The organism is Glaciecola sp. XM2, from assembly GCF_018595715.1.
In the GTDB taxonomy this organism is placed as follows: domain Bacteria; phylum Pseudomonadota; class Gammaproteobacteria; order Enterobacterales; family Alteromonadaceae; genus Glaciecola.
The window spans coordinates 21,282-38,239 of the sequence record NZ_JAHEOJ010000024.1 but is presented as its reverse complement, the minus strand read 5'-3'; the positions used below and the strand labels follow the sequence as shown (position 1 = coordinate 38,239).

The window sequence follows — 16,958 nt, the reverse complement described above, 5'->3', positions numbered from 1 at the left end:
CCGAAGCGAGATTTTAACTAATCAATATAGCGAAGGTTTATCCCTGCTTGACTACCGTTTGCGCAATTTGTCCGAAAATCGATTGATTGTCGGCATCGAACATTTCAATGCTCACACTGTCACCAAATTTCATAAACGGAGTGGCCGCTGCGCCCGTTTGTATGGTCTCAATCATGCGAATTTCAGCAATACAGCTATAACCCACGCCGCCATCACTAACAGGCTTGCCTGGGCCGCCGTCGAGTTTATTCGACACTGTGCCAGAGCCGATAATTGTGCCGGTCTCTAGCGGGCGAGTGCGCGCTGCATGAGCAATCAACTGGCCAAAGTGGAAAGTCATGTCGATGCCTGCATGAGGCTCACCAAACTTAACGCCGTTTAGGTGAGAGACTAACGGTAAATGTAACTTACCGTCTTGCCATGCATCTCCAAGCTCTTCTGGCGTAACTGCAATTGGGCTAAATGCACTTGAGGGTTTTGACTGAAAAAAACCGAAGCCTTTACCAAGCTCGTTAGGAATAAGTCCGCGTAAAGATACGTCGTTTACAATCATGACTAAGCGCACGTAATTTAATGCATCTTGGGCACTCACGCCCATTGGTACGTCGCCCGTAATAACCGCTACTTCAGCCTCAAAATCGATGCCAAAACCTTCGTCTTGAGGCATCACGATATCTTCGCGAGGACCTAGAAAGCTATCCGAGCCGCCTTGGTACATAAGTGGATCTGTCCAAAATGATTCTGGCATTTCTGCACCGCGGGCCTTTCTTACAAGCTCAACGTGATTGACGTAAGCACTGCCGTCTGCCCATTGATAGGCGCGTGGCAGTGGTGATGCACATTTTGCTTGGTCAAACGCTTGGCCTTCGAGCTTGCCGCTTTCTAGATCGTCAAAACGCGTTTGCAAATGGCCTTTTACGCTCTCCCAGTTGTCTAATGCATACTGCAAAGTTGGGGCGATGTCGTGTGCTGATACCATGTGCGTTAAGGCTTTATTGACGATAACTAATTGTCCGTCTCGGCCATGCTGTACACTTGCTAATTTCATGCTTTTGCACTCCCTTTAAATCCTTCACCATTGTGTAACCAATCTGCGTGCTTAGGCGCTTTTTTGGTTTGCGACCATTCTTCTAGCATTTCAGGTGCAACGCGCTTAAGTTCAGTCATCATTTCTGGTGTATGAGTATTTGCGGCTAATTCAATGCGATGGCCATTTGGGTCAAAAAAGTAAATTGACTTAAATATGCCGTGATCGGTTGGTCCAAGCACATCAATGCCGTTGCTCTCTAGCTTTTCTTTAGACGCCAGCAACTCTTCCATAGACGGCACTTCAAAAGCAATGTGTTGCACCCATTCAGGCGTATTGGTATCGCGTCCCATACGAGGCGAGTTAGGTAACTCAAAAAACGCCAACACGTTGCCATTGCCTGCATCTAAAAATACATGCATATATGGGTCGGGCGCTTTAGTTGAAGGCACTTGGTCTTCAGCAATCGCTAATTGAAAATCCATCCCGAGATTTTCTTGATAAAAGGCAACCGTTTCTTTTGCATCATTACAACGGTATGCCACATGATGAATACGTGACAGTGCCATTATAGAGACTCCTTCTCGCCACCTTTGATAACGCCACGCTCAACTTGGTCGCGCTCAATTGACTCAAACAATGCTTTAAAGTTACCTTCGCCGAAACCTTGATCTTCTTTGCGCTGGATAAACTCAAAAAACACAGGGCCAAGCAGGGTTGCAGAGAATATTTGTAATAACAAACGTGGCTCGCCGCCTTCGGTCGTGCCGTCTAACAAAATACCGCGTGCTTTAAGTTCATCTACTGGCTCACCGTGACCCGGTAAACGCTCTTCGAGCATACTGTAGTAAGTTTCAGGAGGCGCTGTCATAAACTGCATTCCGAGCTTTTTAAGACGATCCCAGCATGCTGGTAAGTCGTCACATGCAAAGGCGATATGTTGAATACCCTCGCCATTATATGCCATCAAAAACTCTTCGATTTGACCACCGCCGCCACCGCCGGCTTCTTCGTTTAGTGGAATACGGATTTTGCCGTCTGGCGCTGTCATCGCTTTTGAAAGCAGACCTGTGTATTCGCCTTTGATATCGAAATAGCGAATTTCGCGGAAGTTAAATAGGTCTTCGTAGAATTTAGCCCAATGGTCCATGCGGCCGCGATAGACATTGTGGGTAAGATGATCAAGGGTGTGGAAGCCACAACCTTCAGGGTGTTTATCCACGCCTTCAAGCCACTCAAAATCAATATCGTAAATGGTTTCATTTTCTTTGTAGCGGTCAATCAGATAAAGCGCCGCGCCGCCGATGCCTTTAATCGCAGGCAGTCTTAATTCCATTGCGCCGGTTTGCATATCGATAGGTTGTGCACCTTTTTCAAGGGCTAGCTTGTAGGCTTTTTGAGCATTTTTAACGCGAAAAGCCATGCCGCACGCTGATGGACCATGCTCTAGGGCGTAATAATAGGCTGGACTGTTTTTGGTGTAGTTAGTGATAAAGTTGATGTCGCCTTGACGCCATAGCGCCACATCTTTTGACTTGTGACGTGCCACTTCTGTGAAGCCCATCATCGTAAAAACAGGCTCTAACACGCCTTTTTCTAACGCCGTGAACTCAACAAATTCAAAGCCATCAAGGCCCATTGGATTTTCAAATAAATCAGCCATTATCTACTCCTTTCAAATATAGCGATTGACTCGCTAAGGGTATTTGGATACAAATAGTTGTAAGTGCAACTAAATTAGTTGTAATTGCAACTATTGTCAAGTTTAATGTATATTACTATTACGTAACATGCTCAGATTTGACTTAAAAAATCTATTTGTATGGCGCAACATGATTGAGAGATAAATGACGAACCAACCGGAAACTTTGCTTGCGCTTGAGCGCTACATGCCTTATCGATTATCCATTGTGTCAAACAAGGTCAGTAGCATCGTGGCGCAAATTTATAAAGATAAGTTTGCCCTATCCATTACTGAATGGCGCATTATGGCGGTGTTAGGTGAGTATCCTGGTGTGTCTGCTGATGAGATTTCAGTAAAAACGCAAATTGAAAAATCGCTAATAAGCCGTGCAATCAGCAACTTATTGAAACGTAAATTAGTGCAACGAAGCATTGCAAGAGACGATAAACGGCGTTCTGAAATTACCTTGTCTGAAACCGGTTACGAGGTATATGCAGAAATCGCTCCGCTGTCATTGCAATATGAAAAGGCACTGCTCGATTGTTTATCCGAGCAAGAGCAGACTCAGCTTAGCGAAATGATAGACCGTTTATACTTGCATGCGCAGACGATTAAGGCAGACACATAAGCAAGTGTTGTTGCGTGTTTAATCCCTAGCGCTTACGTTTATCGAGCGGAAGAGGGATGTCCTTGCTGACCAAGGCGCGTTTTTTCATTTGTGCCAATATCAGTTTTGAATAACTTACCGGCATCAATCGGGCAATGAAGTCCAAAAGTTTAGCGTCAGGCCCAATCACTATGCGCGCTCGTTTGTGCTTTATACCATCAACGATGACCTGTGCAGCTTTACTCGCTGGCGTGATAAAACTCTTTTTGAAGTTACGGCTGTCGGCTTCTCGCTCCTCTAGTGTGCGGGTACCTGAGCTAATGACATTATCAGCAATAGGTGTGTCGATGCCGCCGGGATGCACTACTGATACCGTTAGGTTCGGGTAGTAACTTAACGCCTCCATGCGCAAACTTTCGGTATAGCCTTTAACGGCAAACTTCGACGCGCAATAGGCGCTTTGCAATCCAATTCCAGTAATGCCAAAAATGCTGGATATATTAACGATGCTGCCTTCAGGAGACTTTTGTATTTCAGGTAAAAAGGTTTGCGTGCCGTTGACCACGCCATGGAAATTGATATCCATGATGGTGTTTAGGTCGGCTTCTCGTAAATATTCAGCGCCTACAGCTTCATGAGAAATACCGGCGTTATTTATGATGCCATCAACGCGCTCATAGGTTTGTATGACTGTGTCTTTAAATACTTGCCACGCGGCTTTGTCTGCGACTGAAAATGTCATCGTCAGGGGAGGTTGAGACAGCCCGTTTGCCGTTTGTAGCAGTGCTTTTTCATTGATATCACTTAATGCTAATTTGGCACCTTTAGCATCTAGCGCTTTTGCAAGCGCCAGACCTATACCGGAGCCCGCACCGGTGATCACGAAGACTTTATCTACAAATGATTTCATTATTTATTGGTAGAACTTTTCATTAAAAGTCTTGTTGTTGGCGAATATGCTGCCATGTTACCGCCTTATCGGTTGATTCATAGAAATCACTTGTTGCACCATTACACGTTAACAATATCCGGTCTTTTACGTCCCCTACAATTCCACTGCAGTATGCTTCTGGCAAGGTGAGTTCGCTATATTCCCACGTTAATCCAGCATCGCTTGTGAGGATAATCTTTTTCTCTGAGCTTGTTTGTGATGTCCAAAAGTCATAGCTTGAAAAGTTAACAATCGCCAGACCATTTGTTTCATCCCAAAACCATGGTCTAGAGATAAAAGAAAAGGAATCGCGCTTGGCTTTGACATTTTTCTCGCCATCAGAGCACATGTTGTTTGCCCGCTTTACTTGACCTTCACCGCAAGCATAAATAGATGTAGAGACTTCCTGCCAATCAGCCGTGCGAGCAGGCCTAATAAAGTAACTTGGGTTGCCTGTCCATGACCAAAATCCAGCTTCTTTAATTCCTAGCTGAACCGCCCCTGCATTTAACACCGAGGTCATTTCTTGGTCGTTGCTCGCACTGCTCATTTCCCACGAGTCTTCATTAAAGCGGAAGGTTTTTTCGTCGGTGCTATCAAAATAGTTCCATTGTCCTTTTGTATAGCCACTGATATTCAGCCGTTTTTGTCCTTCTGCGTCTGTTATCCATACTGATTTTATGTTTCTTGCTTTAGGTGGTTTTGCCTTTGGGTTTACTTCGTCGGTGGAATATTCCCATCCGTCGAGGTAGCGAAACGTATTTAACACTGTCGACATAGACGCATCCTCAACATCGTAACGCGCCACAAAAACATGCTCCTCGGTGTTATACACAACGTCAAACTGGTTTTCTTGATAAAACGAAATGTGTTGTACCGTGGCATTTTTTGGCAACGTCAAAGGCTGCCAGTCTGCATCATCAGTTTGCAGAAACAACGCGCTTTCATACCCGCCCACGACACGAACACCGTTGTCGTTTTGTGCGAATGCATTTAGTTGCAGGTCGGTATCTACGGCTAAGGTTTCAAAGCCATCGTCAGGTGAATAACGAAGTAAAACGCCCAATTTACCTAAAAAATATAAGCTACCGTCTGGTGCCATAATTTCACTTGAATAACTAATGGGGTTTTGGGCAGCGCTGGCGTATTGTGCGAAACGTTGTTCGTCTCGCTCATCTGCCTGCCATGTCAAAATGTTATTTTGGGTGGTCGCATATTTTGGGAAATACTCTGTTAGCACTTCTCCTTTTGCTGAATCTGGCAAGCGTATTGCGATATCTTTGTACATGCCATCACTTGGCTTTGCGTAATAAATAATGGTGCCTAAGTCAGTTACCGCACCTGCTTTAACGTCAAATACGCCAAACTCTGGGGCAACTGGCATACCGCGTGTGTAATAACCCTCACCTCGGAAAATAATAGAGCGAATGGTACTTAGCGAATATTCACCTGGTGGTAAAGACACCGCAAACAAGGTGCTATCCCCAATCGGTTTGTTTTCCGAGTACGCCAATATGGTTTTGATTTCTTTTGACGCATTGACATCTTTTGGGTCAAAAAAGAGTTGGTTAAACGGTAGGCGATAGCCGGTTGTATTTATCACTCTGGCAACTAAGATGCCTTCCTCGGGTGAGACGCTTGCTTGTTCGCTTAGGTTTTTAGCTAAGTTAACATTGCTGGCGCAGCCGTTTAGGAGCAAGGTTAACGCGACAAGAGTGAAAGTGATGAGTTGACGTGATGACATGAGAATCCTTGTTTTTATGGCTCTGCAATGCGGGCCTTACTATCCATTAGTATTGCTAGTTAAGTAATTAATTTACAAATAGAAAGCAACATGCGTATGATGAATATGCACTTTGTAGGACAACAATATATACAACATTAGGAGATTACGGAAGTCTTATGTATGGCAGGTTAAATGTTTTTAGTACCCTAATAATAAGTGTATGTATTGTCGTTAGCAGCGTAAGTCACGCACAAGAAAAATGGCTAGTGAGGGATGAGCTCACTTTGCCAGACGCTAAGTTTAAAGGCGCAGGTATCGCAGTGTTATATGTGGATATCGAACAACCTAACGTGACGTTAAGCATTCGCAGAATCAACCAAAGCAGCCTCGCCGACAGTCGAGATGACCTAGAAGAATTAGCTTTTATTGGTGCAAAGCGCGACACCATCCTCGTTGATTTATCTGGAAGAGACGGCTTCGTTTCATTAAATCTAGCACGGGGTCTATACCAGATTGTGCAAATAGATGTTCCTCATTTTGACTTACCATACAAACTCAGTACCGATAACGAAGATACTTGGCGCTTTAGAGTTCGCGAAGATCACATTAGCTACATTGGTACTGTGCATGTCAGTAAATTGAGGAGCAAAAATACAATCAATGCGGTTTGGCTCAACCAGTTTGCTACGCATTATGCCGAATTAACAGAGCTTGTGGCGCTTAGCGATATTCAATGGCCGATTGCACATGGGGCCGGTTACAGAGACTCGTTTTTCTCTAAATTAGAGGAAGTGACGAATGACTAAACAGTTTTGCTTGGTAATGCTGCTTTTGTTTTGTGGGGTAACCAACGCAAGTACACTTGTTGACGCTTTATTTGGGCAAAAGCCGAACATTGATATTCGTTTATCACCCGATGGTAATGCTTATCTTATTTCGAGCGTGTCAGTGGCACAGAGCCGAGTTGATGTGTATGACTCAGCAAGCCAGTCGGTGAAATATACGGTAGATTTAGCCAGCGTTTTTGATGAAAACACGCTATTACGTGACATCAAATGGCTAGATAATCAGTACATAGCGACGGTGCTAATCGATAAAGAAGAGGTTGAAAGCACTTTACTCGAGCGTAACTCGCAAACTCGCCTAGTAATCATTGATGTGAATGCTAGTGCTGACTCACCTATTATTTATGAAGTTTCAACGCCTGGGCGTTTGATTGAAGCGGCACCGCAGCAAGCGGGGATTTTTTACTTTTCGAGGACTTCACGAAAATCGAAGGTGTATAAAATTGAAGTGGAAAAGTTGCTGAAAGTGGGTCAAAAGCGCAGTAAGTTAACCCGTGTTGATGGCGGGCAATTTGTAGCGAAAAATGTAGTCGTTGAAATTGATGGGTTTGCGATCAGGTGGTTTTTTGAATCCTCTGGACGGCCCGAAGCCGTGGTCTATTTTGCCGGGGATGGCGATATGCAATTAGCCCTTTTGCAGCAAGAAGAGCAAAGCGCCACCTATGCTATTGAAGTATTAAAAACCTGGGACGAAAGCGCTGTAAATTTTGAGCAAAATGCCCAAGAAGATACGCAGGAAGCTGACAAGCAGCTATTGCTTTTGCCCATCGCAAAGGTTGCCGATGAGCGTACGTTTTATGCTATTGATTTTCATGCTGACGATGCGCTAAACCTTTTCAAGGTTGATTATGAAACTGACCAATATGAAACCGTCTATAGCTCTGATGGGGTGCCGATAAAGGATCTTATTTTTTCAGCGGATAAAGAAGCTATCGGCGTGGTGGTGGTTGAAGAAGGCATGTACAAAGAGCGTTATTTTGATCGTCAACCACTGAGAAATGTGTCACAGCGATTAGAGTTTGTGCGTGATCAAAGTGTCAACGCACAAACGTCGCTGGTCTATCGAGAAGCGCACAACGAGCCAGGATCCTTTTGGCTAGAGCAGCAGCAAGCCCAGCCAGTAGAAGTACTTAGGCACTATTCTAAGGTGCCGGAACCATTTTCGTCTCGTCAAATAGTAGACAAGCTGTTAGTCAATGGTGCACAAATCCCATACATACTGACGCTGCCGGAGGGTGCAACCGATAATTCTCCAGCGCCGCTTATTTTGATGCCTCATGGCGGTCCGTTTGACGTATTTGATACGCCTTATTTTGACCCTATCACCCAATTTTTTGCGGCAAATGGATATGCGGTTTTGCGCGTCAACTTTCAAGGCTCAGGAGGATATGGACTTGCCCATAGAGACGCGGGTAAAAAGCAATGGGGCAAAAACATGTTGCTCGAAATCTTCGCTGCAACTCAAAAAGTGCAGGCACTGGCGTATATTAACGCGAAGAACACCTGCGTGGTTGGTATGAGTTATGGTGGTTATGCTTCACTTATGCTCGCTCTCAAGCACCCAGACTTGTTTGCATGTGCGGTGAGTATCGCTGGCGTTACCGACGTTAACTTATTTTTAAAAGGTGCATATATCAACACGTCGCAGCAAAGGTGGCTCAAAGAATATGTAGGTGACCCATATGATGACTACGATGAGCTTTATGCAATTTCACCTTTGTATCAAATTGAGCAATTGAGAGTGCCGTTGTTGTTAATCCATGGTGCAAAAGATGAGCGAGTGAGTGTGGAGCATGCGTTTCGGTTAAAGCTAATTATGGAGCAAACTGACGTTGCGTTTGAATGGGAGCTATTTGAAGAAGCTGATCATCACTTTGCAGAAGATGACCAGCGTGTTCGCCTGTTTCAACGAGTGTTAAGTTATGTAAATGAGCAATTAGCCGGCTCTCAATAGTAGGTAAGTTCCCTTTTAGCTGAGCACTCGTTTATTAAGTGAGTCGCGCTTGGTTTGCTCTTATGAGGTAATGTGCTCTCTCAAATATTTAAACAATGCTCTAGAGGCAGCGGGTGGCTTATTCTCTTTTTGTTCTTTGTTGATGGTGCGCAATAATTGTCTAAGCTTTTGTCTATCGAGTTGAGGGTGGTCTTCTAACAATGATTGCACACCGTCATCGCCTTGCTTGATCAATAGATCTCTCTTTAATTCAATGACATGAAAAAGTTGTACGTCATGAGTATGCGCATTTTTCAGTTTGTCTAAATGCAGTTTAATCGGCGCGACATCGCGCTGGCGCAATAGCTTTCCAACGAGCTGCACTTGGCGCCTAAAGCCCTCTTTCTTTCGGTTTATCTTTGCCGCTAATTCAAGGGCTTGCTCAAGTTCGTCGTCAAGCGCTAGTTTCTGACGTTCGCCTTTGGTTAGGCTCATCAATTCTAAACCCAGCTTTTTGAGTTCCTCGGATGCCTGCTTTAACTGCGTTTTACTACTAAATTCGTTGGGGTCATACTCTGAGCTAAATTCGTCAGAGTCAAAAGCGTCATTATTCATGGGCGTTTTTTCATATCATTAATGCTAAACTGGCGAGATTGTAACAGGGCTACATTTGAAAGCATAACGACTTGTTGAGCGCGCAGGATAACTTGCGGGCTTTGCGCACTTCGTTAGCGCTCAAATAGAGGCTACACCCTTTTTATTTAACGTTTGAAAAAGTGATACGAATACTATGCAGGTAGAGCAGCAGCTTAGCGAAATTCAAAATGTGGTAGACGAAACCCTAGCGTTGGCCAAAAAACTAGGTGCGACAGCTGCCGAAGCAAGCATGTCAAAAGTGCAGGGGATTTCAGTGACCTCGCGGATGCAGGAAGTCGAAACGGTTGAATTTACTAACGACGGTGGGTTGGGTGTATGCGTGTTCGTTGGCAAGAAAAAAGGCAATGCGTCTACCGCAGATTTAAGTCCGGATGCACTGCGACTGACGGTCGAAAAAGCCATTGAAATAGCCAAATACACCAGTGAGGACGACTGTTCAGGGCTCGCCGATAAAGACATGATCGCTCAAGATATTCCGGATTTAGATTTGTATCATCCGCAAGATCTTGATGCTGAATTTGCGCTAGAACAAGCGCTTGCTGCCGAAAAGGCCGGACTAGAGTCTGACAAACGTATTGTGAATTCTGACGGCGGAAGCTATAACGCGAATTTAGGCGTGCGCGTATATGGCAATACTCAGGGCATCAATGCGGGTTATCCGAGCAGCCGCTTTAGCTTAAGTTGTGTACTCATCGCCCAGCAAGGCGATGATATGCAGCGCGACTATGCATATACCGTATCAAGAGAGGCAAACAAACTAGACCATGCGGAGCACGTTGGTAAGTTGGCCGCCGAGCATACTGTTTCACGTTTAGGTGCTCGAAAGATTAACACCGCCAAAGTGCCCGTGTTATTTCACCGTGATATTGCTTCAGGGCTCTTTGGTCACTTTGTCAGTGCGGTTAGCGGTGGCAGTTTGTATCGCAAGTCATCATTTTTGCTAGATTCAATCAATACACAAGTGTTTCCAGACTGGCTAACCATTGAAGAGCGCCCGCATTTAGCACGCGGCTTGGCAAGTAGCCCGTTTGATAACGAAGGGGTGCGTACTACCGACATGGACATTATTAAAAACGGTATGCTAGAGCACTATTTGTTGACCAGCTATTCAGCGCGCAAACTTGGCTTAACCACCAACGGACACGCTGGCGGCATACATAACTGTATTGTGAGCGATACCGGACACTCTGACGAAGCACTGCTTAGAGAAATGGGCACAGGTTTAATTGTAACCGAACTCATGGGCCAGGGTGTGAACATTGTTAATGGTGATTATAGCCGAGGGGCTGCAGGCTTTTGGGTTGAAAATGGTGTTATTCAATATCCGGTGCACGAGATTACTATTGCCGGCAACCTCAAAGAGATGTTTATGAACATTGTCGCCATTGGCAAAACTCGCGAAGTAAGAGGGGCCTTGCAAACGGGTTCTGTATTGGTCAGCGAAATGCAGGTCGCGGGCAGTTAAGCGTAATGGCGGGTGATGATTGATTTCACCCGCGAGTAACGTTTTACAGCATTTGTTCTAAGTCGTTTAGTCGCTGCGTTAGCGTGGTAACTTGTTCTTCTAGTGTTTCGATTCGCACAAGGGCTTGCGCAAGCTCATTATCTTGTGCGCCGTAATTGCTGTGCGAGCTGCTTTGTTCGTGTGCGTTTGATTCAGTGCTTTTTTCAAACGCCACGTCGCCACTAAATAAGTGCGCAAATCTCGATTCGCGTTTCCCCGGCTCTCTTGCCAGTTTTACCACCAATGTTTCGCTATTAAAATCGGTAAGTGAATCAAGCGCCGCTTCTACCTCTGTGACATTGGCAAATTGTGCCAAGCGATTAGTTCTTGTGCGAAGTTCGCCAGGCGTTTGCGGGCCTCTTAACAGCAAAACGCATACAATGGCTAATTGCTGCGGCGTAAATTTCAAATCGCTAAACTCGGTATTACAGAAGCGATGTTTATATTTCACCACCCGTGAGCCGCTGCTTTGATGCTCAAACAAGAGGTTTTTGGCTCTAAGCTCATCAAGAATCTCTTGTACATCGCTTTCTGAGAGCTGCATGACAGGGTCGCGACTGCTTTTTTGATTGCACCCAAGGGTAAGCGCATTCAATGACAAAGGGTATTGGTCAGGCGTGGTGATTTCCTTTTCAATCAACACGCCAATCACGCGTGCTTGGTGTTCGGTGAGCTGCACTAGCATATTGATACTTCCTCTTTGTAATAGCTGTAATAATTAGTCCGATTTTAGCATCGAGCGCCAGATCTCTGTCCAACTAGGCTCTTTGCCAAACAGGGTTATGTTGGCACGAAAGACGCGCGACGCGAATAAGCGCGCGTAATACAGTGTGGCGATCAATAAGGCTAGTGACGTGGCAATTTGCCATAGCGGAACGTCCATTGAGGCAATGCGCATGGGCATAAAGCTTATGGATGTAAGTGGGAACATCGACAACACTGTTGCAACCTGCCCATTGGGCTCATCGGTGACAGAAAAAGCCAACATAATCGGCACCATTGGCAACAGCATTACGCTTGTCTTTCCGCTGTGATTTACATCATCTATGGTCGCTGAAAAGCCAACAAATACGTAGTTCCAGAACAAGATCCCTATGGTACAAAAGAGCAGTATTTTCACGCCCATAATAACCGTGACATCGGCAAGCAGATTCGACTGCTGGGTAAATGCTGCAATCCCTAGCATGATCACAAACGCAAATACCGTTGTGGTAAATAAGCTTTTCAAGCTCGAAAAACAGAGTCCTAGGGTTTTACCGTCGACCCATTGCTGGTGTGAAATACAGGTTAAAAGCTGCTCGGTGATACGCTGTTGTTTCTCTTGTGTGACAGAGGTCATTGATAGTCCAAAGCTAGTAAAAACTGCAATGGCGCTCAAGATGGCAGCGAATATTCCCAAGGCTTGCGTACTGGCCCCTTCACTTTCTTCCACCTTATTGACAAAGCGAAAGGATATGGGGTTAAGCAATTCATCAAATTGTTCTTTTGTTAATGCAAGTGATGACAACTGTTGGCTTTGAAACTGTGCACTGAGTTGTGCTTCAAGCTCGTCTTGCCATTTGCTTTGCTGAGGTGCATACAGGGTGAATGCATCTACGTCGGTCTTTTGCAAAACGGCGTCTAGGTTTAAATTGTCAATCTCCTTAAATATTTGGGCTCTAGTTAGGTCATCGGGCAGTTCACTTAATGTGAAAGATTCGTCTAATTCGACTTCCACCGACCCCATAATCCCAAGGGTCACTAGCTTTTGCTGACTAGAAGATTCCCATACCTGTACCGCAAAGATTGCCAGATAAATCACTAGCATCATCAAATAGCCGATAATCTCTTGCTTCCATTTAAAATTACGCATGAACTCCCAGCGAGCAACCAACATTGTCTTATTCATGTGCTCCTCCTTGCAGGCTGTTAAGGTAAATATCATGCAATGACGGCTGCGCCGATTGAAGGCTTTGTACTTGATGGTGCTGTAAAATATGTTTCAACAAATCTGGAATAGAAGCGCTTGGGGTAAGACTGATATGAATGTTGGCATCATCCACTTTAGACACGTCTATTACTCCGTCTAGCGCTTCAAACTCGGCGCAATCTACTGGGGTGTCAAACTGCAATTGTAAGCTTGCTCCCAAATTTGACTGCGTGCGAATTGATTTGAGGTCACCATATAAAGATGCACCGCCTTTATCCATAAGTAAAAAGCGGTCAGCAAGCTTTTCGACTAAAGACATTTGATGGGCGCTTAAAATAATAGTGGTGCCTTGCGCTTTTAAGGCAATTAAAAACTCTATGACTTTTTCTTGATTGATTGGGTCGAGTCCTGAGAATGGCTCATCTAAAAATGCAATACTTGGTTTGTGAATGATGGCGCTGATCAGTTGCACCTTTTGCTGATTGCCTTTTGAAAGGGTCTTTAGCGCATCGTTTTTTCGAGATGATAAATCAAAGCGGTCAAGCCAATCCTCACTAGCGGTTATCGCCTCTTGTTTGCTCATGCCCTTGAGTTGGCCAATATAGACTAGGGTGTTTATAAGTGAGCTTTCTTGAAACAAGCCTCGCTCTTCAGGCAAATAACCAAAGTCTTCACTTATTAAACGCTTATGTTTTTGACCATTGCGGCTTGTAAACTCAATGGTTCCGCTATCGGCTTGAGTCAAGCCAATTAACATGCGGATGGTAGATGATTTACCCGCCCCGTTAGGGCCTAAAATCGCAAATATCTCACCGGTATGGACAGAAAACGATAGCTCATTTACTGCTAGTACGGAGGCATATTGTTTACTGATATTCTCAACTGAGAGTTGCATTTCACATCCTTGATGGGCCTAGGCGATTCTTGTTCAAACCAAAGCGCTAGAATATAGCAGCTATGAGCCCAATACCAGTGTGATTGCGCGCCATAGCCATTAATGCTCTATTTCTTTTGAAACGCTTTCTCTAAATACGCGGCGAACGCCGGTCCTGCAGCTTTTCTGTCTTGGGCAATTTTTTGTACTTCAGGCATGGCGTTGAGTTTGTCCATTAATGCTTGTGCGCCTGGCGCATGTTCGAGCAAATCGATATCGTAAAGCTTTTTAGCGACGCTTGAGGCTAGGTCAGCAGAATATAAGAAGAAGATGTCTGCGGCACTCAACTTGTCGCCAGCAATGTATGGAGAAAATGATGCGGCTCTAGCAACTGCTTGCATGCCATTAAGCAAAGCTCTTTTGACCTCTTTTTTGGTAACTTCATGCACCGGAACGCCCCAAAATGCCTCGGTATGACATCTACGAGCAGGTAATTCGACATAAAGCTCTATCATTTTCATCAGTTCACGAATGCGCGCACGCTCAAATGCATTGCCAAAAATTAATGGGGTGTGAGGGGCAATCTCATCTAAATATTCCAATACAACATTTGTCTCAATTAAGACGCCATCGCTTGTTTGTAATGCGGGCACTTTTCCAGTGGGTGAAATATCCAAGTACTCTGGTGATTGATGCGGGTAGGTCATCACCGCTTCATAATCAAGCCCTTTAAGCGCAAGCGCTAACTTGATCATGTTGTAGTAGTTGCTTACGTCAAATCCGTAGAGTTTTAACATATTGGGCTCCGTTGAAAAATGGGTTCAAATAGGTAATTAATGCCAACCTATATCTTGCTACAAAACGCACTAAACACCACATTCTCTTGGTGATAGTTATGTATTCATCGATTACTAGTAAAAATAAACAAAAGCACCACAATTTGGCGTATTAGACCACCTCAGGCTTTGTGACACTATTCTCAATAATGTAATGCATTGTTTTTATTAACTTAAATGTTTGGCATCCACCTTGCTATGTTAGTTTTACAGTGAGCTTTTTCGAAACGAGCTAACACTGAATATGCTAAAAGAGGAAAATAATAATGGAAGCGATATTTGGGATCTTTGTATTTTTGATTGGCGCGGTGATTTGGTTGATTCCGCTGTTGGTAATAATAACATCGAACCGCACGTCTGGCGGTGAAAAGGCCGCATGGATTCTTGCCGTGATTTTTGTATCTTGGTTTGCCTGGGTATTCTACTGGCTACTTGCGCCTTTAAAGGGTGAGAGAACTCACTACTAATTTATCTAGGGAAGGCTAATGCGCTTAATGAAAAAATCACTGATCAGTCTAATTGGAGGCTTCTTAGTCCTCCTTGGACTGATTTTTGTCATCATACCGGGTCCGTCGTTGCTGTTGATTATTCCGGGCTTGTATATATTGAGTCACGAGTACCCAGTAGCAAAAACATATCTTAAAAAATGTATGCGCATGATGCGCACAAGCGCTCAATGGCTTGACAGCAAATTGCGCAACAGACGCTATCGTTAAGGGTGCTAGGCGTTTGGCTTGGCTTGCTCAAGCGGTGCATAATCCACGTTAATGTGTTTATGCTCTGCATGCACCCAAGTCAGCAAGCTTAAAGATACTGCTAGAGGCAATAACAGCACAACAGGGTGACTTAAGCCAATAAAAAATACTAAGCCAGCGAGCAGCACGGCACTTTTTACCCATTCTAACCAAATCGCATAGGTTCGGTTTTCCATAATCCATGCGATGTTAACACTTGCACATACCACAAAAATCGCAATGGCGACTTGATGCGGTATGCTCAAAGTAGTGGTATTCATCATCAAATACACGCCAATTATTGCAGTAAATACATATTGCAAAACGCAATACAGTTTTTTGGATAGTGTAATGCTAGTGTCGTAGGGCGTAAATTGCTGCAAATCGACCTTTTGCAATGGATATGCGGCTGCAACATCATCAGGACGCCACCCCGTCCTACCAAACCATACTCTAAGTTTGTCGGCCCATCGTTTAGTATGATAGCTGTCGTGGATAAGCTGCTTGTATACTTGGATGTTGACGAAAAATGGATTCCAGCTATGCACGGCTTTGCGCACTCCATAAATAGGCGTTTCGGTATCTAATTCTTCTTGGAAGCTACCAAATATTCTGTCCCATATAATAAATACACCGCCGTAGTTCCTATCCAAATATATTTCATTTTGCGCATGATGCACTCTGTGATTAGAAGGCGTTACCATGATCCACTCAAGCACGCCTAGCTTGCCAACATGGCGAGTGTGTACCCAAAATTGGTATACCAAGTTAACCGAAGCGACGGACACTAATACCACTGGGTCGACGCCTATCAACGCCATGGGTAAAAAGAAAACAAAGTTGAAAAAGCTACCCGAGGTTTGTCTAAGTGCGGTAGTTAAGTTGTATTCTTCAGAGGAGTGATGCACCACATGAGCGGCCCAAAATAAACTCATTTCATGCCCGAAACGATGATTCCAATAATATAGAAAATCGTAAAGTACGAATACTGCTATCCACATCCACACCGTTTGTGGAAGTTCAAATAATGCAAGATGTTGAAAAATTAATACATAGACTGTTAGCGGTACGAGGGCTTTTAATACCCCAATCATTCTGCTTAACACGCCAATGCTTAAGCTGGTAATCGCATCATTAAGCCGATAATACTGCGTTTTTCTCACCTTCTCAGCTATCAGCTCAGCAGCGATCAGAATAAAAAAACCAGGAATGGCGTATAAGATAATGCTCATAAAATTCTCAAAAACAACGACCCCTGCATCATAGAGGTTTAAGCGTCTTTAAGTCAATGTTACGAAGATAGACTAACCCATGCACTGAGATTCAATGCTAGCAATTTTCATGTATAGCATTTGGTCGAACTCACCGGTTGCAATGGCTTTGCGACTGCTGAACTCACCCGTAAATAAACTAACGATAGCAGCGCTAGGTAATATCGTAGCAACGCCATTTGCAATTTTCTCTACGGTGCTTGCTCGTTCTTTTTTTAACATATCGATATGTGATTGCGCCATAGAGCAGTCGATACTTTTATCGATTTGATATGCTGCTTGTGCATGACGATGCACTGCCGAGGAGCATCCACTTATTAGCACTAATAACATAGAAAGGAGCAGCATTTGTTGATGAAACTGCATCGTAACGAGGCCTTTTATGATTGCGATACTCTATACAGACCGGTTGCGGGCAAT

At 44.4% G+C, this 16,958-nt stretch carries 18 protein-coding genes; 6 read left to right on the top strand and 12 right to left on the bottom strand.

All coding sequences use genetic code 11. The features are described 5' to 3' along the window. Nucleotides 1-37: 37 nt before the first annotated feature. The 3 genes from KJ365_RS10270 to hppD are packed head-to-tail and all read right to left on the bottom strand — an operon-like array spanning nucleotide 38 to nucleotide 2,690. Complete coding sequence (locus KJ365_RS10270; RefSeq protein WP_214451566.1) at nucleotides 38-1,048, bottom strand: fumarylacetoacetate hydrolase family protein; 1,011 nt, start codon at nucleotides 1,046-1,048, stop codon at nucleotides 38-40. Next, the gene (locus KJ365_RS10265; RefSeq protein ID WP_214451565.1) at nucleotides 1,045-1,596 is read right to left on the bottom strand and encodes a VOC family protein; all 552 of its coding nucleotides are present in this window, start codon (nucleotides 1,594-1,596) and stop codon (nucleotides 1,045-1,047) included. Before KJ365_RS10265 ends, KJ365_RS10270 begins: the two co-directional genes overlap by 4 nt. Continuing rightward, a complete protein-coding gene (gene hppD / locus KJ365_RS10260) occupies nucleotides 1,596-2,690 on the bottom strand; it encodes a 4-hydroxyphenylpyruvate dioxygenase (protein ID WP_214451564.1) in 1,095 nt (364 codons plus the stop codon). The genes KJ365_RS10265 and hppD overlap by 1 nt, the downstream gene beginning before the upstream one ends. Nucleotides 2,691-2,874: 184 nt before the next feature. Here hppD and KJ365_RS10255 point away from each other — a divergent pair, with 184 nt between their 5' ends. Continuing rightward, nucleotides 2,875-3,339 carry a MarR family winged helix-turn-helix transcriptional regulator gene (locus tag KJ365_RS10255; RefSeq protein ID WP_214451563.1) on the top strand — a complete coding sequence of 155 codons (465 nt, stop codon included), beginning with the start codon at nucleotides 2,875-2,877 and terminating at the stop codon, nucleotides 3,337-3,339. Nucleotides 3,340-3,364: 25 nt separating this feature from the next. Here the strand turns inward: KJ365_RS10255 and KJ365_RS10250 are convergent, their stop codons facing one another. Beyond that, nucleotides 3,365-4,228, bottom strand: coding sequence for an SDR family NAD(P)-dependent oxidoreductase (locus tag KJ365_RS10250; RefSeq protein ID WP_214451562.1), 864 nt, complete (start codon nucleotides 4,226-4,228; stop codon nucleotides 3,365-3,367). 22 nt (nucleotides 4,229-4,250) lie between these two features. After that, nucleotides 4,251-5,993 carry a hypothetical protein gene (locus KJ365_RS10245; protein ID WP_214451561.1) on the bottom strand — a complete coding sequence of 581 codons (1,743 nt, stop codon included), beginning with the start codon at nucleotides 5,991-5,993 and terminating at the stop codon, nucleotides 4,251-4,253. A gap of 158 nt (nucleotides 5,994-6,151) precedes the next feature. Between KJ365_RS10245 and KJ365_RS10240 the strand changes: the two genes are divergently transcribed. Continuing rightward, a complete protein-coding gene (locus KJ365_RS10240) occupies nucleotides 6,152-6,781 on the top strand; it encodes a hypothetical protein (RefSeq protein ID WP_214451560.1) in 630 nt (209 codons plus the stop codon). Beyond that, a complete protein-coding gene (locus KJ365_RS10235) occupies nucleotides 6,774-8,774 on the top strand; it encodes an alpha/beta hydrolase family protein (protein WP_214451559.1) in 2,001 nt (666 codons plus the stop codon). Before KJ365_RS10240 ends, KJ365_RS10235 begins: the two co-directional genes overlap by 8 nt. Before the next feature lie 60 nt (nucleotides 8,775-8,834). Here the strand turns inward: KJ365_RS10235 and yjgA are convergent, their stop codons facing one another. Further along, nucleotides 8,835-9,368 (bottom strand): ribosome biogenesis factor YjgA, encoded by a 534-nt coding sequence (gene yjgA, locus KJ365_RS10230; RefSeq protein ID WP_214451558.1) that lies wholly within the window; start codon nucleotides 9,366-9,368, stop codon nucleotides 8,835-8,837. Nucleotides 9,369-9,543: 175 nt separating this feature from the next. On the opposite strand from yjgA, the gene pmbA reads away from it, so the two are divergent. Next, the gene (pmbA, locus tag KJ365_RS10225) at nucleotides 9,544-10,875 is read left to right on the top strand and encodes a metalloprotease PmbA (RefSeq protein WP_214451557.1); all 1,332 of its coding nucleotides are present in this window, start codon (nucleotides 9,544-9,546) and stop codon (nucleotides 10,873-10,875) included. Nucleotides 10,876-10,918: 43 nt separating this feature from the next. On the opposite strand, the gene KJ365_RS10220 is transcribed toward pmbA, so the two are convergent. The 4 genes from KJ365_RS10220 to KJ365_RS10205 form a co-directional block, all read right to left on the bottom strand. Beyond that, complete coding sequence (locus KJ365_RS10220; protein ID WP_214451556.1) at nucleotides 10,919-11,599, bottom strand: YceH family protein; 681 nt, start codon at nucleotides 11,597-11,599, stop codon at nucleotides 10,919-10,921. A 33-nt stretch (nucleotides 11,600-11,632) separates the two neighbouring features. After that, nucleotides 11,633-12,802 carry an ABC transporter permease gene (locus KJ365_RS10215; protein ID WP_214451555.1) on the bottom strand — a complete coding sequence of 390 codons (1,170 nt, stop codon included), beginning with the start codon at nucleotides 12,800-12,802 and terminating at the stop codon, nucleotides 11,633-11,635. Further along, on the bottom strand, nucleotides 12,795-13,718 hold the full coding sequence (locus KJ365_RS10210; protein ID WP_214451554.1) for an ABC transporter ATP-binding protein: 924 nt from the start codon (nucleotides 13,716-13,718) through the stop codon (nucleotides 12,795-12,797). The genes KJ365_RS10215 and KJ365_RS10210 overlap by 8 nt, the downstream gene beginning before the upstream one ends. Nucleotides 13,719-13,825: 107 nt before the next feature. Continuing rightward, nucleotides 13,826-14,494: a glutathione S-transferase family protein gene (locus KJ365_RS10205; RefSeq protein ID WP_214451553.1), complete on the bottom strand. Its 669-nt coding sequence runs from the start codon at nucleotides 14,492-14,494 to the stop codon at nucleotides 13,826-13,828. Nucleotides 14,495-14,799: 305 nt separating this feature from the next. Between KJ365_RS10205 and KJ365_RS10200 the strand changes: the two genes are divergently transcribed. Together KJ365_RS10200 and KJ365_RS10195 are read left to right on the top strand one after the other, a co-directional pair. After that, entirely contained in the window at nucleotides 14,800-15,000 is a 201-nt protein-coding gene (locus tag KJ365_RS10200) for a PLDc N-terminal domain-containing protein (protein ID WP_214451552.1), read from the top strand. 18 nt (nucleotides 15,001-15,018) lie between these two features. Further along, the gene (locus KJ365_RS10195; RefSeq protein WP_214451551.1) at nucleotides 15,019-15,249 is read left to right on the top strand and encodes a PGPGW domain-containing protein; all 231 of its coding nucleotides are present in this window, start codon (nucleotides 15,019-15,021) and stop codon (nucleotides 15,247-15,249) included. A gap of 5 nt (nucleotides 15,250-15,254) precedes the next feature. On the opposite strand, the gene KJ365_RS10190 is transcribed toward KJ365_RS10195, so the two are convergent. After that, nucleotides 15,255-16,499: a sterol desaturase family protein gene (locus tag KJ365_RS10190; protein WP_214451550.1), complete on the bottom strand. Its 1,245-nt coding sequence runs from the start codon at nucleotides 16,497-16,499 to the stop codon at nucleotides 15,255-15,257. A 72-nt stretch (nucleotides 16,500-16,571) separates the two neighbouring features. Further along, nucleotides 16,572-16,904, bottom strand: coding sequence for a hypothetical protein (locus tag KJ365_RS10185; RefSeq protein WP_214451549.1), 333 nt, complete (start codon nucleotides 16,902-16,904; stop codon nucleotides 16,572-16,574). Nucleotides 16,905-16,958 lie beyond the last annotated feature (54 nt).